Source organism: Bradyrhizobium sp. Rc3b, from assembly GCF_900114915.1.
Lineage (GTDB): Bacteria > Pseudomonadota > Alphaproteobacteria > Rhizobiales > Xanthobacteraceae > Bradyrhizobium.
In genome coordinates, this window is sequence record NZ_FOUS01000010.1 from 17,272 (window position 1) to 38,087 (window position 20,816).

General features: G+C 64.8%; 19 protein-coding genes. 9 read left to right on the top strand and 10 right to left on the bottom strand.

What is annotated here, in order from left to right; genetic code table 11:
- Nucleotides 1-21: 21 nt before the first annotated feature.
- The 5 genes from BM190_RS23280 to BM190_RS23300 all read right to left on the bottom strand — a co-directional run bounded on the left by BM190_RS23280 (nt 22) and on the right by BM190_RS23300 (nt 5,123).
- On the bottom strand, nt 22-426 hold the full coding sequence (locus tag BM190_RS23280) for a YccF domain-containing protein (protein WP_018315647.1): 405 nt from the start codon (nt 424-426) through the stop codon (nt 22-24).
- An 88-nt stretch (nt 427-514) separates the two neighbouring features.
- The gene (locus BM190_RS23285; RefSeq protein ID WP_092259429.1) at nt 515-1,600 is read right to left on the bottom strand and encodes a rhomboid family intramembrane serine protease; all 1,086 of its coding nucleotides are present in this window, start codon (nt 1,598-1,600) and stop codon (nt 515-517) included.
- A gap of 87 nt (nt 1,601-1,687) precedes the next feature.
- The gene (locus BM190_RS23290; protein WP_177237243.1) at nt 1,688-2,482 is read right to left on the bottom strand and encodes an enoyl-CoA hydratase/isomerase family protein; all 795 of its coding nucleotides are present in this window, start codon (nt 2,480-2,482) and stop codon (nt 1,688-1,690) included.
- A 160-nt stretch (nt 2,483-2,642) separates the two neighbouring features.
- A complete protein-coding gene (locus BM190_RS23295) occupies nt 2,643-4,187 on the bottom strand; it encodes an acyl-CoA synthetase (RefSeq protein WP_092259435.1) in 1,545 nt (514 codons plus the stop codon).
- Between the two features lie 126 nt (nt 4,188-4,313).
- Nucleotides 4,314-5,123, bottom strand: a complete 810-nt coding sequence (locus BM190_RS23300) for a crotonase/enoyl-CoA hydratase family protein (RefSeq protein WP_092259438.1) — start codon at nt 5,121-5,123, stop codon at nt 4,314-4,316.
- A 116-nt stretch (nt 5,124-5,239) separates the two neighbouring features.
- On the opposite strand from BM190_RS23300, the gene BM190_RS23305 reads away from it, so the two are divergent.
- Both BM190_RS23305 and BM190_RS23310 read left to right on the top strand, forming a co-directional pair.
- Complete coding sequence (locus BM190_RS23305) at nt 5,240-6,112, top strand: SDR family oxidoreductase (protein WP_092259441.1); 873 nt, start codon at nt 5,240-5,242, stop codon at nt 6,110-6,112.
- Nucleotides 6,113-6,386: 274 nt separating this feature from the next.
- Entirely contained in the window at nt 6,387-7,964 is a 1,578-nt protein-coding gene (locus tag BM190_RS23310) for a fatty acid--CoA ligase (protein WP_092259444.1), read from the top strand.
- Between the two features lie 150 nt (nt 7,965-8,114).
- Here the strand turns inward: BM190_RS23310 and BM190_RS23315 are convergent, their stop codons facing one another.
- Nucleotides 8,115-9,389, bottom strand: a complete 1,275-nt coding sequence (locus BM190_RS23315; protein ID WP_092259447.1) for an acyl-CoA dehydrogenase family protein — start codon at nt 9,387-9,389, stop codon at nt 8,115-8,117.
- A gap of 213 nt (nt 9,390-9,602) precedes the next feature.
- Between BM190_RS23315 and BM190_RS23320 the strand changes: the two genes are divergently transcribed.
- Nucleotides 9,603-10,382 (top strand): enoyl-CoA hydratase-related protein, encoded by a 780-nt coding sequence (locus tag BM190_RS23320; RefSeq protein WP_092259450.1) that lies wholly within the window; start codon nt 9,603-9,605, stop codon nt 10,380-10,382.
- Between the two features lie 168 nt (nt 10,383-10,550).
- Here the strand turns inward: BM190_RS23320 and BM190_RS23325 are convergent, their stop codons facing one another.
- The 3 genes from BM190_RS23325 to BM190_RS23335 are packed head-to-tail and all read right to left on the bottom strand — an operon-like array spanning nt 10,551 to nt 12,703.
- Nucleotides 10,551-10,928: a DUF6285 domain-containing protein gene (locus tag BM190_RS23325; RefSeq protein ID WP_092259453.1), complete on the bottom strand. Its 378-nt coding sequence runs from the start codon at nt 10,926-10,928 to the stop codon at nt 10,551-10,553.
- Between the two features lie 3 nt (nt 10,929-10,931).
- The gene (locus tag BM190_RS23330; RefSeq protein WP_092259456.1) at nt 10,932-11,918 is read right to left on the bottom strand and encodes a phosphotransferase family protein; all 987 of its coding nucleotides are present in this window, start codon (nt 11,916-11,918) and stop codon (nt 10,932-10,934) included.
- The gene (locus tag BM190_RS23335; RefSeq protein WP_038947737.1) at nt 11,915-12,703 is read right to left on the bottom strand and encodes an enoyl-CoA hydratase/isomerase; all 789 of its coding nucleotides are present in this window, start codon (nt 12,701-12,703) and stop codon (nt 11,915-11,917) included. The genes BM190_RS23330 and BM190_RS23335 overlap by 4 nt, the downstream gene beginning before the upstream one ends.
- Nucleotides 12,704-12,869: 166 nt before the next feature.
- Between BM190_RS23335 and BM190_RS23340 the strand changes: the two genes are divergently transcribed.
- The 4 genes from BM190_RS23340 (at nt 12,870) to BM190_RS23355 (ending at nt 16,481) form a co-directional block, all read left to right on the top strand.
- Nucleotides 12,870-13,649 (top strand): SDR family NAD(P)-dependent oxidoreductase, encoded by a 780-nt coding sequence (locus BM190_RS23340; RefSeq protein WP_092259459.1) that lies wholly within the window; start codon nt 12,870-12,872, stop codon nt 13,647-13,649.
- Nucleotides 13,650-13,756: 107 nt separating this feature from the next.
- Entirely contained in the window at nt 13,757-14,137 is a 381-nt protein-coding gene (locus tag BM190_RS23345; RefSeq protein WP_092259462.1) for a VOC family protein, read from the top strand.
- 298 nt (nt 14,138-14,435) lie between these two features.
- Nucleotides 14,436-15,713, top strand: a complete 1,278-nt coding sequence (locus BM190_RS23350) for an acyl-CoA dehydrogenase family protein (protein ID WP_028143270.1) — start codon at nt 14,436-14,438, stop codon at nt 15,711-15,713.
- A 150-nt stretch (nt 15,714-15,863) separates the two neighbouring features.
- Nucleotides 15,864-16,481: a flavin reductase family protein gene (locus tag BM190_RS23355; protein ID WP_092259465.1), complete on the top strand. Its 618-nt coding sequence runs from the start codon at nt 15,864-15,866 to the stop codon at nt 16,479-16,481.
- A gap of 230 nt (nt 16,482-16,711) precedes the next feature.
- Here the strand turns inward: BM190_RS23355 and yghU are convergent, their stop codons facing one another.
- On the bottom strand, nt 16,712-17,593 hold the full coding sequence (yghU, locus tag BM190_RS23360) for a glutathione-dependent disulfide-bond oxidoreductase (protein ID WP_092259468.1): 882 nt from the start codon (nt 17,591-17,593) through the stop codon (nt 16,712-16,714).
- Between the two features lie 318 nt (nt 17,594-17,911).
- Here yghU and BM190_RS23365 point away from each other — a divergent pair, with 318 nt between their 5' ends.
- Nucleotides 17,912-19,045 carry a nitronate monooxygenase gene (locus tag BM190_RS23365; RefSeq protein WP_018315632.1) on the top strand — a complete coding sequence of 378 codons (1,134 nt, stop codon included), beginning with the start codon at nt 17,912-17,914 and terminating at the stop codon, nt 19,043-19,045.
- A gap of 201 nt (nt 19,046-19,246) precedes the next feature.
- Nucleotides 19,247-20,755 carry an acetyl-CoA acetyltransferase gene (locus tag BM190_RS23370; protein WP_092259472.1) on the top strand — a complete coding sequence of 503 codons (1,509 nt, stop codon included), beginning with the start codon at nt 19,247-19,249 and terminating at the stop codon, nt 20,753-20,755.
- Nucleotides 20,756-20,816 lie beyond the last annotated feature (61 nt).

Sequence of the window (20,816 nt, forward strand, 5' to 3'; positions counted from 1 at the left end):
ACCCATCCTACGAGCCACGCCTCAGGCCGGCACGATCACCTTGCCGATCGGCCACAGCGCGATGCCTGCGAGCTTGAGATGGGCCCAGGCGAAGGGGATGCCGATGATGGTGATCGCGAGCGCCAGTGCGGTCAATAAGTGGCCGAGCGCCAGCCACCAGCCGGCGAGCACGAACCAGATGATGTTGCCGATCACGCCGAGCGGCCCGGTGCCGATATCCTCGACACCGGTCACGTCGTAGCGGCTGACCGCCCGCGAGCCGAACGGCAACAGCGTGTAGACGGCGATGTTGAACGCTGCCCGCGCCCAGGGCAGGCCGATGATGGTGATCGCCATGATGACCGCGGCGATCACCCAGCCGAACGCCATCCAGGCGCCGCCGAAGAGGATCCAGAGGATGTTGAGCAGCATGGAAACGGGGGTCATGGGATGATCCGGAGGTGGATGATCCCGTGCATATAGGCATGAAATCTGTCTCTGCTAAGATGGCCCCGATGTCCGATCCCCTCCAAGCTCATAATCCGTGACGCCGGCTGCGTTCGGCGCGCAGCGATGTGCCGACAAACCCAACATCCTCGATCCCGCGCGAGATCTCCTTTGAGCAGAGCCAAAGCGTCAGCGCGGCGGCGCCGATCGCGGCCAGCCCCGAGATGACAACAGGACTAGGGCAGAATGTGGCGAGTAAGTTGTCGAGCGGGACAGACCCGGTGGGCCAGCGCGGGCTGCAAGACGATGCCAGGGCCCAACCGGACAGCATCACGGCGGCCGCGTTCACACCGGCCAAAATCGCCACGACGATCGCAAGGCCCTTCTTGACGGAGAGTGCGAGATCAATCGTCTTCACGACGGCGCAATACGCGACCACGGCGACGAGAGCCGGGACCCATCCAGAACCCCCGGCTGCGATCGCCTGGGCCTGACCGCTCCAGGCCCACAGCGCAACGACGCACCCGAGCAGTGTCAGATTGACCTTCACGGCTTCGGGAAATTTGCAGCGAAGCACCCACACATTCGCTTTCTCGATCAGGTCCAGCACTGCGCAGGCGATCAGCCCGGCCGCAAAACCACCGAGATGCACGCCCCAGTCGATCCGCGAATTGCCGAGCGCAAACGCGATGTTCAATCCGATATTGATCGCGAAGAAGTCGAACCTGACGTCGAGCTTACCGAGGATCCACAGGCAGAGCAGCGCTCCGAGGATGCCTGAGGTGGCGCCGGACGCGCCGACCGTCAAATACGGCGTCGAATGGATGCCATTGCCGATGACGGCGCCGAACACCATCGCGCACAGGTAGATGACAAGGAAATAGGCCGGCCCGACCCGCCGCTCGAGATGTGCGCCCCACAGCACCAGGCACAGCATGTTCATGGTGAGGTGGACGAAATTGACGTGCAAGAAGCCATAGGCGACGAGGCGCCAGTATTCGTGCCGCGCGATCGCGGTCGCATACATGCCGCCGTAGCGATACAGCAACTCCGCCGGCGCCGCCGGACCGCCCGCCTGGATGAAACAGAACCCCGATGCGAGGACCGTCACCGTCATCAGCACGTAGACGGCGGCATGGGGGACTTCGAAGAAACCGGCACGGTATGAGGGCATGGATGATCGCAGGGGATTGGCGTGGGAACGCCAACCTAGCCGAGCCGCTCGATGATTGCTACTCCAACGCGTACCAGACGCCCCCGGCTACCGCCCCTCGAATTTCGGCTCGCGCTTCTCCATGAACGCCTTCATGCCCTCGGCCATGTCCTGGGTTTTGAACAGCGGCAGGAGCTGGAGATAGACGTGGTGGACGTGGTCGTGGAAATTCTCGTTCAGACCCATCCGCATCATGCGCTTGGAGGCCTGCACCGCCAGCGGCGCGTTGGAGGCGATCTCACGGGCGATGGCCGTGGCGCGGGTCATCAGCTCGGCATCCGGCACGACCTCATTCGCAAGGCCCCATTCCAGGCACTCGCGCGCGCTCAGCGTGCGACCGGTGAAGATCAGCTCGGCCGCCTTGGCCCAGCCGAGCATGCGCGGCAGCAGCCATGTGCCGCCGGATTCCGGCACCACGCCGCGCTTGACGAAGGCGGCCGCGAGCTTCGAGGACTCCGCCATGATGCGGATGTCGCAGCCGAGCGCGGTGTCCATGCCATAGCCGGCCGCGCCGCCGTTGACGGCGCAGATGGTCGGCTTGTCCATCGCCTGCAACACCGTCGGCGGCGTGTTGCGCAGGTTGATCGTGGTCGGCGAGGACGCCGCGCTGAGGCCGTTGCCGTCGCGCTCCTTGCGCAGGTCGAGCCCGGCGCAGAACGCCCTGCCCTTGCCAGTGAGGATGACGACGCGGACATTCTTGTCCTCGTTGGCCTCGGTCAAAAGGCGCGCGAGGTCGTTCAGCATCGGACCGGAGATGGTGTTCATGCGCTCCGGCGCGTTCAGGGTGATGGTCGCGATGTGGTCGGCGACGGTGTAGAGGACTTCGTTGGTGGCGTCGGTCATGACAGGTGTTTCCTTGTCCCTGATCTCATAGGGTGAGCAAAGGCGCGTTTGCGCCGTGCCCACCAATCTTTCCGGATCACATTCAGAACGTGGGCACGCTTCCGCCTTCGCTCTTCGAGCTACGGCGGACCAGTCGCTTTGCCCACCCTACGGCACCGCCTCAGATCTTCCGCCCCGCCTGCTCCCAATAGGGATCGCGGAGGCGGCGCTTGAAGATCTTGCCGGAATCTTCGCGCGGCAGGCCGCTGCGGATCTCGATGTGTTTTGGAACCTTGTAATCGGCCAGATGCGCCTTCAGCGCGGCGCGGACGTCGGCGGCTGCGAGCGCGACGCCGGCTTGCGGCTCCACCACGGCCATCAGCGCCTCGCCGAATTCGGCGTCAGGGATGCCGAACACCGCGCAATCATGCACGCCGGGGACAGCGTGCAGCACCGATTCGATCTCGGCCGGGTAGATGTTGACGCCGCCCGAGATCACCATGTCGCGCTTGCGGTCGCAGATGAAGACGTAGCCGTCCTCGTCGATGTAACCGACGTCGCCTGAGGTGATGAAGCCGTCGCGGTCGATCTCCGCGCGCTTCTCCGGCTTGTTGTGATAGGTGAAATCGGCAAGCGCGGCCATGCGGGAATAGATCTCGCCGATCTCGCCGACGCCGAGCACGCGGCCGTCCTCACCGAGGAAGCGCAGCTCGGCACCGGGCGAGATTTTGCCGACCGTGCCGGGCTTCTTCAGCGCGTCCTCGGAGGTCGCGAACGTCACCGCGCTGGACTCGGTCGAGCCGTAGAATTCGTAGATCACCGGCCCCCACCATTCGATCATGGCGCGCTTGACGTCGGCCGGACATGGCGCGGCGGCGTGGATGACGTGGCGCAGCGAGGAGACGTCGTACTTCCTCCGCACCGCCTCCGGCAGCTTCATCAGGCGGATGAACATGGTCGGCACCATGAAGATGGTGTCGATCTTGTACCGCTCGATCAGCTCGAGGAACTCTTCCGCCTCGAAGCGCGGCATCAGCACCAGCGCGCCGCCGAGCTTGCCGGCGCGGATGCCGAACGAATTCGGCGCGGAATGATACAGCGGGCCCGGCAGGATCGCGCGGGCGCCGGGCTTGAGCCCATAAATCATCGCGCGCATGCGTTCGCCCGCCGCCTGCTGCTCCGGCGTCGGAGCGTTGCGGCGTACGCCCTTGGGGTGGCCTGTCGTTCCCGAGGTATAGATCATGTTCATCGGCTGCGGCACGACCGGGCCGTCATAGGGCTGGAATTGCGCGAGCCAGGATTCGAAATCAATGGCGAAATCCGGCGTCTTCAGATGATCGGGATTGATCCTGTAGCTGGACAGGATCTCCGGCGGCGTCGGCACGCTGAGCACGGTGACGCCCTCAGGGATCGCATCGCGCAGGGCATGCAGCATGTCGGCGTGCCCGATCAGCACGGACGTGCCGGTGTCGTTCAGGATGTAGGTGATCTCTTCCGGCTTGAAGTGCCAGTTGATCGGAACGCCATAGGCCCCGAGGCGCATCGCGGCGTAGGCGGCCTCCAGGAAGGCGATGTCGTTGCGCATCAGCATGCAGACGCAATCGCCTTGGCGGACACCGATCCTGGCGAGGCCGGAGGCGATGCGGTCTGCGCGGGCTCCGACCTCAGTGTGGCTGCGGCGGCGGTCGCCGGAGACGATGCCGAGGAAGTGGGACGTTTCGCTCATTGTTGTTTTTCTTCTTGCTGGAGTTGCCCCTCATGGTGAGGAGGCGCGAAGCGCCGTCTCGAACCATGAGAGCCCGTGGCCATCCCTCGAGACGCCGCTGCGCGGCTCCTCGGGATGAGGACCGAGCTAATCCGCATACTTCGCCGCGCGCTTCTCCAGATTGGAGCGCACCGCTTCGGTCTGGTTGGCGCTGCCGATCAGCTTCTGCTGCTCGACCGACTCCGCCAGCAGTGCCGGACCTGGATCGACCGAGAGATTGTTCAGCAGCCGCTTGGCCGCGCGGATCGCATCGGGGCTTTTTCCCGCGATCTCGCGCGCGACTTCGAGCGCCGCCGCGCGCGGGTCGTCGCAGATGCGCGTGGCGAGGCCGTAGGTCATCGCCTCCTGCGCGGAGAAGATGCGGCCGGTGTAAGTGAGGTCGCGCAGGATGTCGTCGCGCACGAGGCTCGCAAGGATCGGCGTGCCCGCCATGTCAGGGACGAGCCCCCATTTGATCTCCATGATCGACATCCGCGCGTCCGCGGAGAGGAAGCGCATGTCGGCGCCGAGTGACAGCTGGAAGCCGCCGCCGAAGGCGACGCCATGCACGGCCGCAATCACGGGAACCGGAAGCTGACGCCAGCCCCACACCGCCTGCTGCGGGAAGTTCGCCTGGCCGTGGGTCCGCTTGGTGAGATCGCGATTTTCGCCACCCGGAATTCCATTGCCGCCCTTCTCCTTCATGGCGGCAAAACGCCCCATGTCGAGACCGGCACAGAAGGCGCGGCCCTCGCCGGAAAGGACCACAGCGCGCACGCTCTTGTCCTTCGAAAGCCGGTCGGTTGCGGCGACAAGGGCCTCGAACATCGCCTGATCCAGCGCATTCATCTTGTCGGCGCGCACCAGGCGCACGTCGGCGACGCCTTCCGAGATCGAGATCGAGACGCGCTCTTCCATGGATCAATTCTCCTCTGGTTCTTGCCTGTTCTTGTTCAGTGCCGCTTTACAGGACGCCGGCGGCCGGATTTAGTCAATCGACCAATTAACTGACATTCCGTACGGGAGAAACAGCCATGTTCAAGGAAAATCTTCTGGCCGGACGGCGCATTCTCGTGACCGGCGGCGGCACTGGACTCGGCAAGTCGATGGCGGCCCGCTTCCTCCAGCTCGGCGCCGAGGTGCATATCTGCGGCCGGCGCAAGATCGTATGCAACGAGACCGCGACCGAGCTGATGGATCTGTATGGCGGCCGCGTCACCAGCCACGGCGTCGACATCCGCAACGCACTCGCGGTCGAGGAGATGGTGGAGACCATCTTCCGCGACGCGCCGTTGACCGACCTCATCAACAACGCCGCCGGCAATTTCATCTCGCGCAGCGAGGAGCTGTCGCCGCGCGGCTTCGACGCCGTCGCCAACATCGTCATGCACGGTACGTTCTACGTGACGCAGGCGATCGGCAAGCGCTGGATCGCGGCCAAGCAGCCCGGCAACGTGGTGTCGATTACCACGACCTGGGTGCGCAACGGCTCGCCCTACGTGGTGCCGTCGGCGATGAGCAAGTCGGCGATCCATGCCATGACGATGTCGCTCGCGGCCGAATGGGGCCGCTACGGCATCCGCCTCAACACCATCGCGCCCGGCGAGATCCCGACCGAGGGCATGAGCAAGCGCATCAAGCCGGGTGACGAGGCCGGCGCACGCACCAAGGCGATGAACCCGATGGGCCGCGTCGGCACCATGGAGGAACTGCAGAACGTCGCGGTGTTCCTGATCTCCGGCGGCTGCGACTGGATCAACGGCGAGACCATCGCCATGGATGGCGCGCAAGCGCTCGCCATGGGCGGCAATTTCTACCAGCTCCGCGACTGGAGCGACGACGACTGGAAAACCGCGCGGGAGAGCATCATGGCGCAGAACGAGAAGGACCGGGCGAAGCGGGGGTAGTTGTCTGGCGCGAATGCGGGGCATGTAAGGGGCTGACGTCTTCGCCCCACCCTCACCTGTCGTCCCCGCGAAGGCGGGGACCCATAACCACAGGGAGGAGTGTGGCGCGAGACGGTAACTCCGAGTTATCGTAAAACTTCTCCCTGTGGCTATGGATCCCGGATCTGCGCGCTTGAAGCGCGCTTGTCCGGGACGACAGCCGGGCCCCATCTTGTCTTCACCCGCGGATGACGCCAAACTCCGCGGCATAAAAACAAGACTCCACGGGAGAAACATGTCCACACAGCCATTGGCAACTCTCGCCGACATGGTGCGCGAGCGCGCCAAAAGCCGCGGCAACGCCATCGCCTATGAGTTCGAGGGCCGCACCACCAGCTTTGCCGAATTCGATGCGAGGACCAACAAGGTCGCCAACGCGCTGATTGCGATGGGCGTCAACAAGGGCGACCGCATCGCCTATCTCGGCAAGAACAGCGACCTCTATTTCGAGCTGCTGATGGGCGCGATGAAGGCCGGCGTGGTGATGGCGCCAGTGAACTGGCGGCTCGCGGGACCCGAGGTCGCCTTCATCGTCGACGATTGCAAGGCCGCGGTGCTGTTCGTCGGGCCGGAGTTCATCACTCAGGTCCGCCAGATCAGGGACCAGCTACCGGGCGTGCGCACTGTCATCACCACCGAAGGCGGCGCGCCGGAATGGCAGGATTTTCCGGCCTGGCGCGATGCGCAGAGCGGTGACGATCCCGGGGTGCCGATCGCGACGCGCGACATCGCGATCCAGCTCTACACCTCGGGCACCACGGGCAAGCCGAAGGGCGCGATGCTGAGCCACGCCAACTTCCTCAACCTGGTGCAATCAGGCAATGCCGAGGACAAGCCGGAGTGGAACCGGTGGTCGACCGACGACGTCTCGCTGGTGGCGATGCCGGTCTTCCACATCGGCGGTTCCGGCTGGGGTGTGATGGGCCTATATCACGGCGCCCGCGGCGTGATCGCGCGCGAATTCGATCCGACCAAGATTCTGGATTTCTTCGAGCAGTCGGGCATCACAAAGCTGTTCATGGTGCCGGCGGCGATGCAGTTCGTGGTGCGGCAGCCACGCGCCAGGACGGTGGACTTTTCACGATTGAAATACATGCTCTATGGCGCCTCGCCCATACCGGCGGCGCTGCTGAAGGAGTGCATCGAGGTTTTCAAATGCGGCTTCGTGCAGCTGTATGGGATGACCGAGACCACGGGCACCATCGTCGCGCTGCCGCCAGAGGATCACGTCGAGGGGCTGGAGCGGATGCGCTCGGCGGGCAAGGCGCTGCCGGGTATCGAAATCGCAATCCTCGACCTCGACGGCAAGCCGTTGCCGCCACGAGAGGTCGGCGAGATCGCGACGCGCTCGGGCTCCAACATGGCGGGCTACTGGAATTTACCGGAGGCGACCGCCGCGACGCTTCGTTCCGACGGCTGGCTGCGCACCGGCGATGCCGGCTACATGGACGAGGACGGCTATCTCTACATCCACGACCGCATCAAGGACATGATCATCTCGGGCGGCGAGAACATCTATCCCGCCGAGGTCGAGAGCGCGCTGTGCGATCATCCTGATGTCGCCGAGGCCGCGGTGATCGGCGTGCCCGACGACAAATGGGGCGAGGCGGTGAAGGCCGTCGTGGTGATGAAGCCGGGCAAAGAGGCGAGCGTCACCGACATCATCAACTTCACCCGGACGCGCATCGCCGGTTACAAGACGCCGAAGAGCGTGGAGTTCCTGCCGGCGCTGCCGCGGAATCCGAGCGGCAAGATCCTGCGGCGGCAGTTGCGCGAGCCGTATTGGGCGGGGAAGGATCGACGGGTGAATTGATCCGCGGTGCCGTAGGGTGGGCAAAGGCGCAAAGCGCCGTGCCCACCATCTCGCTCCGTATTCAAGGTGTGGTGGGCACGCTTCCGCCTACGCTCTTCGAGCTACGGCGCGACAAGTCGCTTTGCCCACCCTACGATTGCAGTGCAAGCCTCAGTGCTTCCCCGGCCCCATATAGCCGAACAGGAACCCCGCCACCTTCCGCATCTGGATCTCCTCGCTCCCCTCGGTGATGCGATACCTGCGGTGATGGCGGTAGATGTGCTCGAACGGCTTGTGGCGTGAGTAGCCCATGCCGCCATGGACCTGCATGGCGCGGTCGGCGGATTCGCAAGCGAGGCGGTTTGCCCAGTAGTTGCACATCGAGACGCGATCCGAGAGCGTGCGCTCGATCTGCTCCTCGGTGAGCTGGTCCATCTCCCAGGCGGTCTTGCGGATCAGAAGGCGCAGCATCTCGGCCTGCGTCGCAAGCTCGACCAGCGGGAACTGGATCGCCTGGTTCTCGGCGAGCGCCCGTCCGAACGGCTTGCGCTCGCGCGCGTATTTCACACTCTCGTTGATGCAATAGACGGCCGCGCCGAGCGAGCTCGCAGCTTGGCGGATACGGTTCTGATGCACGAAACACTGCGCCAGCGACAGGCCGCGGCCGACCTCGCCGAACAGCGCGTCCTCCGGTACGAACACGTCGGTAAAGCTGACGCGGGGGTGGTCGGTCGGCATGTTGAAGGTCCACATATATTCCTCGACCTTGACGCCAGGGCTCTTGGCCGGCACCAGGAAGCAGGTGATGCCGCGGGCATCGCCGTCATTACCGCCAGTGCGCGCAAACAGCGCGCAGTGGGTGGCGACGTGCATGCCCGTGGTCCACATCTTCTCGCCGTTGATGATCCAGCCCTTGACGTTGTCGCGGATCGCCGGCACCGCGCGCGTCTCCATGTGGGTGGCGTCGGAGCCGTGATGCGGCTCGGTGAGGCCGAAGGTGATGCGGTACTTGCCCCTGATCGAGCCGTCGATCATCGCCTTCTGATCGTCGCGGCCATAGCGATCGAGCATGGTGACGACGGGGAAGTTGCCGACGATGGAATGCTCGTTCTGCAGATCGTTGTGCAGGCCGAGACCTTTTGCGGCAAAATGCTCGCGGATCACCGCCATCCAGAGATTGGAGCCATCCTTGCCGCCATATTGCCTCGGCACGGGAAAGCGCAGATGGCCGGCGGCATCCGCGAGATCTTTCGCCTTGCGCAGCAAAGCCTCCCATTCATGCCGCGGCAGGCCGCCATTCTCGAAATCGGTGCGCGCCCATTCACGGCGATGATCGAAGAAGCGGATGTTGTCGTCGGCCTCTTCCAGCGGCTTGATCTCGCGTTCGATGAAACGGTCGAGCTCTCCGAGATAGGCGACGAGATCGGCTGGCAATGAGAAATCCACAGGTTCTCTCCCGGATTGATTTTATCGTTTTGCGTTAAGGCGCTAGGCGCATTTCCGCTTCGTGCGATTAAGCTGAGAAGAGCGCGTGCAAGTCAAGCAAAGCGAGGCGTGTGACGCGCGCAAGGCGCACCAGCGCAATTCGATGGTGCCCCGGCGCCGACGCGCGGTAATATGCCGGCAATATTCCTTCGGAAGAAAATGCGGGAGCGCGCGATGGAGCTGAAATTCTCAAAGGTGGAACGCAAGGGGCCGATCACGATCGTCACGCTGTCGCGTCCCGAGGTCTACAACGCGCTGCACACCGATGCGCATTTCGAGCTGCAGAAGGTGTTCGACGATTTCTCCGCGGATGCCGAGCAGTGGGTCGCGATCGTCACCGGCGCCGGCGACAAGGCGTTCTGCGCCGGCAACGATCTGAAATGGCAGGCAGCGGGAGGAAAACGCGGCTGGGACAAGGGCGGCTTTGCCGGCCTCACCGCGCGCTTCGACTGCGACAAGCCGATCATCGCCGCGGTGAACGGCGTCGCGATGGGCGGCGGCTTCGAGATCGCGCTCGCGTGCGACCTCATCATCGCCTCGGAGAATGCGACTTTCGCCCTGCCCGAGCCGCGCGTCGGCCTTGCCGCGCTCGCCGGCGGCCTGCACCGGCTGCCGCGGCAGATCGGGCTGAAGCGCGCCATGGGCATGATCCTCACCGCACGCCATGTCAGCGCCAAGGAAGGTTTTGAGCTCGGCTTCGTCAACGAGGTGGTGCCGCAGGGCGAGGCGCTGTCGGGCGCGCTGCGCTGGGCGGACATGATCACCAAGAACTCGCCGATGTCGATCCGGGCCTCCAAGCAGGCGATCCAGAAGGGGCTCGGCGTCTCGCTGGAGCAGGCGATCGAGGAGCAGCGGGACTATCCGGCGGTGAAGGCGATGGCGGCCTCGCAGGATTACATCGAGGGCCCGAAGGCGTTCTCGGAGAAGCGGCCGCCGAAATGGGTGGGGAAGTAGGACCGTCCCTCCCGTCACGACAACGGATTTCGCCAACATAACCGCTGTCATGCCCCGGCTTGACCGGGGCATCCAGCACGCCGCGGCCTCTCAGTATATCGCTGCCCTCTCTGGAATACTGGATCGCCCGGTCAAGCCGGGCGATGACAGCGGAGAATGTGGCGCTGCCTACCCGCCTCGCCCCAGCTCCCGCTTGTACGAGGCGTAGTTCGGCTGATCGACCGCCAGCTTGTCCATCGTGGTCGCCCACAGGTGCTCGGCGAGGCCCGGTGTTGCGAGGTCGAGCTCGCTCTTGGCGATGCGCTCGGCGAGCGCGTGGTTGAGATCGGCGACCGAGCCGTCGATGCCGAGCAGCGAGCGCAGGCGCTCGACCTCCGCAGCATCACTCCCCTCCTCCCGCGTCAATTGCCGCGTGACGAGATCGAGAATGTTGATAGCGACGCGCAGCTTGAAGGCCTGGTGGCCGGAGATCAGCGGGGTGATGTCGTTGCGCAAGAAATCGGCGACTGACTTGGTCAGCTCGATCGGGGTCGGTTCGTCCTGCATCGCTCAGCTCCCGCGCGGCGCCAAGAGCCGCAACAGATCGATCTCGGTCTCGCTCGCGCGGCGGCCGATCATCGCGCGTTCCATGGAATGGTCAGGCCCCTCGCGAAAGCGCTGCATCATGCCGCCGCACATGATGCCCCAGCGCAGCGTGCCCATCACTTCCCAGAATTTCACGCGCGCGGGATCGACCTGGCGGCCCGCGGCCTCATAGCCCGCGAACAGCTCCTCGCGCGAGCCAAAGCCGCCGACGGGCTTGTCGATCTCGCCGAAACGCCAGGAGTTGACGCAGACCCAGCCGAGATCCTCCATGGGATCGCCGAGATGGGCGAGCTCCCAGTCGAGCACGGCGCGGACGCCATCGCGGCCGATGATGAGATTGCCGTTGCGGAAATCGCCGTGCACCAGCGTCTCCTCGGCCGACGGACCCGGATCGTTGTCGCGCAGCCAGCGCAGCGCCAGCTCGAACACCGGCTTCGGCCAGTTCAGGCTGCGATAATCGCGCTCGAACTCGGAAATCTCCTGGGTCGCCGACCTGCTGCGCAGCTCGGGCAGCTTGTCCTTTGGCAGCCTATGAAGGCCAGCAAGAATGCCGCCGATCTGCCGCGCGAGATGCGGCCGCGCCGCCGCATATTCGTCATCGCGAAGAATCTTGCGCGCGATGGTCTCGCCCTCGACCCTTTGCATGATGAAGCCGGTGCCGAGATCATCCTCCGGCACGAGCACATGCATCACGCGCGGCGACGGCACGCCGGCCTCATAAGCGAGCTGCATCAGCTGCGCTTCAGCCGCAAGACCCGCTGCGCGCGTCGGCGCTGCGCCATAACCCTTCGGCGAGCGGCGCAGGATCGCGCCGATCCCGCCATCGGGATGCGTGATGTCGAAGCGCCAGGTTTCCTGACTGGCGCCGCCCGACAATCTGGCCGCGCCGGTGATGCCGGTCGCGCCCTTGCACCAGCGCCGGACGCTGCGTGAAAGCTCGGCTTCGATCATTTGCCTTTGAACTGCGCGGGACGCTTCTCCAGGAACGCGCCGACGCCCTCGCGGAAATCCTGGGTATCGCCGGCGCGGAGCTGGCACTGGAATTCGAGGTTGAGCTGATCCTCGAAGGAATTTTCGGGGCTGTCCCAATAGAGCTTGCGGATCAGCGACAGCGCCACCGTCGGGCCGCTGGCAAGATCGCGCGCGAGCTTCATGGCCTCCTCCATCAGCACGCCGTCGTCATAGACGCGGTTGACGAGGCCCCATTCCAGCGCCTTCTCGGCCGGCAGCCGCTCGCCCATCAACGACAATTCGATCGAGCGCGCGCGGCCGACGAGGCGCGGCAACAGCCAGGTCGAGCCGCAATCCGGCACGAGGCCGATGCGGCGGAAAGCCTGCAGGAAGTAGGACGAACGCGCGCATAAAATCATGTCGCCGAGCAGCGCGAAGCTCATGCCGGCGCCCGCCGCCGGGCCGTTGACCGCGGTCACGATCGGGCAGTGCAGATTGCGGATGCGGCGCAGGAACGGATGAAAGCCGGTCTCCAGCGTCAGGCCGGCCTTGGTCTTCTTCGACTGGTTGTTGCGCCCTTGCAGATTGGCGCCGGTGCAGAACGCCCGGCCCGCGCCGGTCAGCACCACGCAGCGCACCTCGTCCTTCTTCTCCTCGATCGCATCGAGCGCCTCGGCGAGACCACCCAGCATGTCCACGGAGACCGCGTTCATCACCTCCTGATGGTCGAGCCTGAGGACTGCGACCGAGCCATCGAAATCGAGCGTGACGTGTTTGAACTGCATGGTTTCCTCGTCAGTTGCGGCCTGCGTCAGTTTCGCAGACCGGAATTCGTTTTGTCGGGGCGCATATTTGATTTTTGGCGCGGTCTTGTCCATGGTGATCAGAGCATAGCAAGCAATCTTGCGCGCAGCGGCTGATGCGCCGATACCCAAAAACAGGAAACGCGCCATGAACCTTTTCGACCTCTCCGGCCGCGTCGCCGTGATCACCGGCGGCAATGGCGGCATCGGCCTCGGCATCGCACAGGGGCTCGCCGGCCAGGGTTGCAACGTCTCGATCTGGGGCCGCAATGCCGACAAGAACAAGGCTGCTGCCGCGAGCATGGCGGGGCTATCAGGCAAGGTCGATACCCGGGTCTGCGACGTTACCGATCCGGCTTCGGTCAACGCCGCGATGAAAGCGACGCTCGACACCTTCGGCCGGGTCGACGGCTGTTTCGCCAATGCCGGCATCGGCGGCGGCGGCCGGCGCTCCTTCATCGAGCGCACCGAGGAAGAATGGCGCACGATGTTTGCGACCAATCTCGACGGCGTGTTCCACGCCTTCCAGGCCGCGGCAAGACACATGACCGACCGCGCCAATGCCGGTGATCCCTTCGGCCGGCTGGTGGCAACTTCCAGCCTCGCCTCGATCTTCGGCACCGCGCGCAACGAGCATTATGCCGCGACCAAGGCCGCGATCAACGCGCTGGTGCGCGCGCTCGGCGTCGAACTGGCGCGCCATGGCGTCACCGCGAACGCGATCCTGCCGGGCTGGATCAAGAGCGACATGACGTCGGGTCTCATGACCAACGAAAAATTCGTCGCCAACGTCATGCCCCGCATTCCGGTGCGCCGCTTCGGTGAGGCATCCGATTTCGGCGGCATCGCGGTGTATCTGATGAGCAAAGCGTCGTCGTATCATACGGCCGATACGTTCGTGATTGACGGCGGCTATACCGCGTTTTGATTTTCGTAGCCCGGATGGAGCGCAGCGCAATCCGGGACAGCCAAAAGCAAGCAAGACCCGGATTTCGCTGCGCTCCATCCGGGCTACAACATTGAGGGAATGGGCAAATGTTCTCACACATCATGATCGGCACCAACGACCTCGACAAGGCCAAGTCGTTCTACGACGACCTGCTGAGCACGCTCGAAGTGCGGCCGGCCAGGGTCGACGGCCACCGCATCTTCTACATCACCAAGACCGGCGTGTTCTCGGTGTCGAAGCCGATCAACGGCGAGCCGGCGACCTGCGCGAATGGCGGCACCATCGGCTTTGCCTGCAATTCGCCGGAGCAGGTCGATGCGTGGCACGCGGCTGGCGTCGCAGCCGGCGCAAAATCGATCGAGGATCCGCCGGGCATCCGCCAGGGCCCGGGCGGCAAACTGTATCTCGCCTATTTACGTGACCTCGACGGCAACAAGATCTGCGCGATGCATCGGATGCCGGCGTGATCTAGCCACATCCTCGATGTCATTCCCCGCGAAAGCGGGGAATCCAGTACGCCGCGGCTTCTCGATTCAATCACTGCCGCCTCTGGGATACTGGATCGCCCGATCAAGTCGGGCGATGACAACGGAGAGTGAGGCTCGCGCCTGCCGCCTCACTCCACCCCATTCAAACAACATTTCAAACGCCCTCGCGATATTCCATCGCGTGGCATGGCTCCGCGTGAAAAATACGCGCTCGCGCTTTGGCGGCGCTGCGACTATTCTTGCGCCCAGAACGATCTCAGCGTCCCCGGGAGGAACAATGACAAAACACACCTATATTCCCCGCACCACCAACTATACCCTCAATCCCGGCGACGAGCTCAACGACCTCCGGATGTCGGACCAGGTCCGGCCGCTCTACGATCACGTCAAGAAGTTCATCCGCGATACCGTCGAGCCGATGTCGATCGAGTTCGCCAAGGCCGGCGAAGGCAAGGAGGACCGCTGGAGCTTCACGCCGAAGCAGCTCGAGGTGCTGGAGAAGGCCAAGAACAAGGCCAAGCAGGAAGGCCTCTGGAACTTCTTCCTGCCCGACGACGAGACCGGCCAGGGCCTGAAGAATCTCGACTACGCCTATATCGCCTCCGAGCTCGGCAAGAGCCCGCTGGCGTCCGAGAGCATGAACTGCTCGGCGCCGGACACCGGCAACATGGAGGTGCTGGAGCGCGTCGGCACCAAGGAGCAGAAGGAGAAGTGGCTGAAGCCGCTGCTCAACGGCGAGATCCGCTCGGCCTATGTCATGACCGAGCCGAACGTCGCCTCCTCCGATGCCAAGAACATCTCGACGACGGCAAAGCTCGTCGGCGACGAATGGGTGATCAACGGCGAGAAGTACTACATCTCCGGCGTCGGCGATCCCCGCTGCAAGATCCTGATCGTGATGGTGAAGACCAATCCGGACGCGGCGCCGAGCAAGCAGCAGTCGCAGATCCTGGTGCCGCGCGACACGCCCGGTGTCGAGGTGCTCGGGCCCATGTATGTGTTCGGCCAGGACCACGCCCCGCGCGGCCACATGCACATGCGCTTCAACAATGTGCGGGTGCCGAAGGAGAACATGCTGCTCGGCGAAGGCCGCGGCTTCGAGATCTCGCAGCTCCGCCTTGGCCCCGGCCGCATCCATCACTGCATGCGCACCATCGGCAAGGCCGAGAAGGCGCTCGATCTGATGGTGCAGCGTGGCCTCACCCGCGAAGCCTTCGGCAAGAAGATCGCCCATCTCGGCGGCAACATGCAGATCATCGCCCAGGCGCGCTGCGAGATCGAGGCGATGCGGCTGATGGTGCTAAAGGCTGCCAAGGCGATGGACGTGCTCGGCAACAAGGAGGCCCGCGTCTGGGTCTCCATGGTCAAGGCCATGGTGCCGGAGCGCGCCTGCAAGATCATCGACCAGGCGATCCAGATGCACGGCGCCACCGGCATCTCGCACTGGACCCCGCTCGCAGAGATGTACCAGGACGTGCGCCATCTGCGCTTTGCGGACGGCCCGGACGAGGTGCACTGGATGGTGGTCGGACGCCACGAGCTGAGCATGGCGTAAAAGGTCCTCCTCTTCCCGCTCGGGAAGAGCCGTAGGGTGAGCAAAGGCGCGCACTTCGCGCGCCGTGCCCACCATTGTGGCCTACGCGTGAGGTGGTGGGCACGCTTCGCTTTGCCCACCCTACGGGAATCTTTTCCGCCAGGAGCCATCATGGATTACGCCGCCAGCGACCTTACGCCACGCGAGCGCTACAAGGTGCTGACCTCCTTCATTCTGCCGCGGCCGATCGCGTGGGTGACCTCGATCGGGCCGACCGGCGTGGTCAACGCCGCGCCGTTCAGCTTCTTCAACGCATTTTGCGAGGATCCGCCGCTCTGCATGTTCGCCGCAAACCGCAAGCCGAACGGTCAGGACAAGGACACGTTCCTGAACATCCAGCGCACCGGCGAGTTCGTCGTCAACATCGCCGACGAGCCGCTGGCGAAGGCGATGCACGAGAGCAGCGGCGACTTTCCGCCCGAGATCGGCGAGCCCGACCATCTCGGCCTGAAGCTTGCGCCCTCGACCAGCATTGCCGTGCCGCGGCTGGCCGACACGCCCTGGGCGATGGAGTGCAAGCTCTGGAAGCTGATCGACGTCAACGACGATCGCCGCCTGATCATGGGCGAAGGCATCCACTTCCACATCCGCGACGAGCTCTGGGACGACGAGGCAATGCGAGTGCACATGGACCGCTATCACCCGATCGGCCGCATGTTCGCCGACCGCTACTGCCGCACCGACGATCGCGTGGTGTTTCCGGCGGCGGAAGGCGTGAAGAAAGCGTAGGGCGGATTGGCCCGCGGCTGCGCGAAGCGCAGTCCGCTGGCGTAATCCGCCGAACTTTCGCGTGACGAAGATGGCGGATTACGCCTGCGGCTAATCCGCCCTACGCGCCTGGATCAGCCTTCGTAGGGTGGGCAAAGGAGCGTCAGCGACGTGCCCACCATCCCTCCATGTTGCGCTGGAAACCGTGGGCGCGCTTCGCTTTGCCCACCCTACGGCATCGGTGAGCGACGTTACGCAGTCTTCGCCGCTTCGACCTTGTCCTGCGTCTTCGTCTCGAAATCGCTCGCATCGTGCCGCTCGTGCAGCTGGCTGGCGGGATCGCCGGAGACGCGGTTGACCATGCGCCCGCGTTTCACGGCGGGGCGCTGCGCGATCTGGTCGGTCCAGCGCTGCACGTTCTTGTAGTCCTGCACCGAGAGGAATTCGCCGGCGCCATAGACCAGCCCCTTGGCGAGCGCGCCGTACCAGGGCCACACCGCCATGTCGGCGATGGTATACTCCTTGCCGCCGAGATATTCGTTGTCGGCAAGGCGCCGGTCGAGCACGTCGAGCTGGCGCTTGGTCTCCATCGCGAAACGGTCGATGGCGTATTCGATCTTGAACGGCGCATAGGCGTAGAAATGGCCAAAGCCGCCGCCGAGATAGGGCGCGCTGCCCATCTGCCAGAACAGCCAGGACATCGCCTCGGTGCGGCTCTTGATGTCCTTCGGCAGGAAGGCGCCGAACTTCTCGGCGAGATAAAGCAGGATCGAGCCGGACTCGAACACCCGGATCGGCTCCGGACCGGAGCGGTCCATCAGCGCGGGGATCTTGGAGTTCGGGTTGATGTCGACGAAGCCGCTGCCGAACTGGTCGCCGTTGCCAATTCTGATCAGCCAGGCGTCGTATTCGGCCCCCTTATGGCCGAGCGCCAGAAGCTCCTCCAGCATCACCGTGACCTTCACCCCGTTCGGCGTCGCCAGCGAATAGAGCTGGAAGGGATGCTTGCCTACCGGCAGCTCCTTGTCGTGGGTCGGACCGGCGATCGGGCGGTTGATGCTGGCGAACTGCCCGCCATTTTCCTTGTTCCAGGTCCAGACTTTGGGCGGCACGTAGGCGGGGGTATCGGTCATGCGAGGAGCTCCGGCGGAAAGATGCGCCTGCATTAATTAGCCCGCGAATGGCCGATGACAAGCCCTCCGAGTTGCATTGCCGGGCGGGGCATCTCACCGTTTCGTCATGGCAGGCTCCTCCCGTCATCCGGCCGCCCGCAGGGCGAGCTCGGAATGACGGCGTCAACTGGGACGCAGCGGCCTTCGGGTAGAGCGCGACGCCTACACACAAGATGCCTCGCCGAATCCGGCCTGTCATCGCCAGTGACGATCGGCTAGCGTCACCTTGCTTCGCGCGCGAAAGCAACGAGAACGCGAAGACCGCCGGGAGAGAGAGCCATGAAATCGCCGATCTGCGACATGCTGGGCATCGAGTTCCCGCTGCTGGCCTTCAGCCATTGCCGCGACGTCGTCGCTGCCGTCAGCCGCGCCGGCGGCTTCGGTGTGCTCGGTGCCACCGTGCACACGCCCGATACGCTCGAACGCGAGCTGAAATGGATCGACGATCACGTCGACGGCAAGCCCTACGGCATCGACGTGCTGATCCCCGAAAACATCTCGACCTCGGGCGAAAAGGACGTCACCTGGAAGAGCCTGGAGGCGCGCGTGCCGCAGGAGCACCGCGCCTACACGCGCGAGCTCCTGAAGAAGTACGACATCGAGCTGACGACCACGGAGGTCGCAGCCGATCAGCCGCAGCCGTTCGACGGAAAGACGGCGCTGCAATTGCTCGAGGTGTCCTTCAATCATCCGATCCGCCTGATCGCCAATGCGCTGGGCGTGCCGCCGAAGGCGATGATCGAGATGGGCAAGAAACACGGCGTGCCGGTCGCAGCGCTGGTCGGCGCCAAGGAGCACGCGCTGCGCCAGGTCGCGGCCGGCGTCGACATCCTCGTCGTGCAGGGCACCGAGGCTGGCGGGCATTGCGGCGAGGTCTCGACCATGGTGCTGGTGCCCGAGGTGATCAAGGCGATCAAGCCCATCCGCGACGTGCCGGTGCTGGCGGCCGGCGGCATCATGACGGGACGGCAGATGGCGGCGTGCATGGCGATGGGCGCGGCCGGCGCCTGGACCGGCTCGGTGTGGCTTGCGACGGTGGAAGCCGAGACCACGGAGATCTTTCGCGAGAAGATGATCGCGGCCTCTTCCCGTGATGCAGTCCGCTCGAAAGGCCGCACCGGCAAGCCGGCGCGGCAGCTCCGCTCGGTCTGGACCGATGCCTGGGACCGCGCGCCGGACAGCCCCGGCGCACTGCCGATGCCGCTGCAGAGCATCGTCAGCCGCGATGCCTTCAATTCGATCGACCGCGCGGCGGCGAGCGGCAACGCCAAGGCGCGCGATCTCGTCAGCTATTTCGTCGGCCAGGGCGTCGGGCTCATCGACAGCGTGAAGTCGGCGGGCGCGGTGGTGCAGGAGTTCAAGGAAGATTTCGCCGAAGCCGTCGAGCACATGAATGCGCTGGTGGCGGAGTGATTGCCGGTGGCCGGCATCGCGCCCGTGGCCCATCCTTCGAGGCTCCACCGACGGCGCGTTGCGCCGCCGGCCTCGCACCTCAGGATGACGCTTCCTCCGTAGCCGTCACCCTGAGGTGCGAGCCGCGTGGTGCGAAGCGCCGCGCAGCGAGCCTCGAAGGGCGACGGCGTGCCCGAGATCTGAAACGTAAAGCAAGAAGACATGACCAATATTCCCGAAGACCGCATCCCCGTCATCGTCGGCATCGGCGAGATTGTCGATCGCCCGAAAGACATCACTGACGGCCTCGAGCCGCTCGACCTGCTGGAGCAGGCACTGCGGCGCGCGGAAACAGATGCCGGCGCAAAGTTGCTCGGCGAGGTGCAGTCGCTCGACGTCGTCAACTTCCTGAGCTGGCGCTACCGCGATCCGGAGCAGCTGTTGGCGCAGCGCCTCGGCATCACGCCCGCGCATTGCTATTACGGCCCGGTCGGCGGCGAGAGCCCGATCCGCTACATCCACGAAGCCGCCAAGCGCATCGCACGCGGCGAATGCAGCGTGGCGGCGGTGTGCGGCGCGGAAGCGCAATCGACCGCGACCAAAGCGGAACGCACTGGGGCAAAGCTGCCGTGGACACCGTTTGCCCATGATGTCGAGGAGCCCAAGCGCGGCGCGGCGTTCCAGAAGCCGCTGGCGGTGAAGCTCGGCGTGTTTCGTCCCGTCACCGTCTATCCGTTCTACGAGGCCGCCTCAGCCGCGCATTGGGGCCAGACGCCGCACGAGGCGATGGCGGAATCCGGCACGCTGTGGTCGCGCTATTCGGAAGCCGCCGCGCAAAATCCCAATGCCTGGCTGAAGCGGCGTTATGCGCCCGAGGAGATCACGACGCCGACCGCGGACAACCGGCTGATCGCCTGGCCCTACAACAAGCTCATGGTCGCCAACCCCAGCGTCAACATGGGCGGTGCGCTGCTGCTCACCAGCCTCGCCAAGGCGCGTGCGCTCGGCATCGCGGAGGACAGGCTGGTCTATCCGCTCGGCGGCGCCTCGGCGGAGGAGCCGCGCGACTATCTGTTGCGCGACCAGTTCTACGAGAGCCATCCGCAGAACGCGGTGCTGAAAGCGGTGATGGACCTTGCCGGCGGCGACGGCAAGAACTTCGACGCCATCGAGCTCTATAGCTGCTTCCCCTGCGTGCCCAAGATGGCGCGGCGAACGCTCGGCCTTGGCGCCGACGTGCAACCGACCGTGACCGGCGGCCTCACCTTCTTCGGCGCCCCGCTCAACACCTACATGACGCATGCGGCCTGCGCGATGGTGCGGCGTGTGCGCGAGGGCGCAAAACTTGGCCTTCTCTACGGCCAGGGCGGCTTCGTTACCAAGCATCACGCGCTGGTGGTGGCGAAGGCGGGGCCGCGCGAGGCGTTGGCGCAGGAGACGAGTGTGCAGGGCGAGGCCGACCGCAACAAGCGCGCGGTGCCGGAGTTCGTGACTGAGGCAAGCGGCAAGGGCAAGGTCGAGAGCTTCACGGTGCTCTACGGCCGCGGCGGCGAGGTCGAGCATGGCGTGGTGATGCTGCGGACGGAAGATGACAGGCGCACGCTGGCGCGGATTCCGGCGGGCGATAGCGCCACGCTGGCGCATCTACTCGACATGGATCGCACGCCGGTGGGATCGCTCGGCGAGATCGCAATGGCGGCGGATGGCGCGCCGGAGTGGAAGGTTTCGTAGGGTGGGCAAAGCGGAGCGTGCCCACCGTCTTCATGTGATCAGGAAAGATTGGTGGGCACGG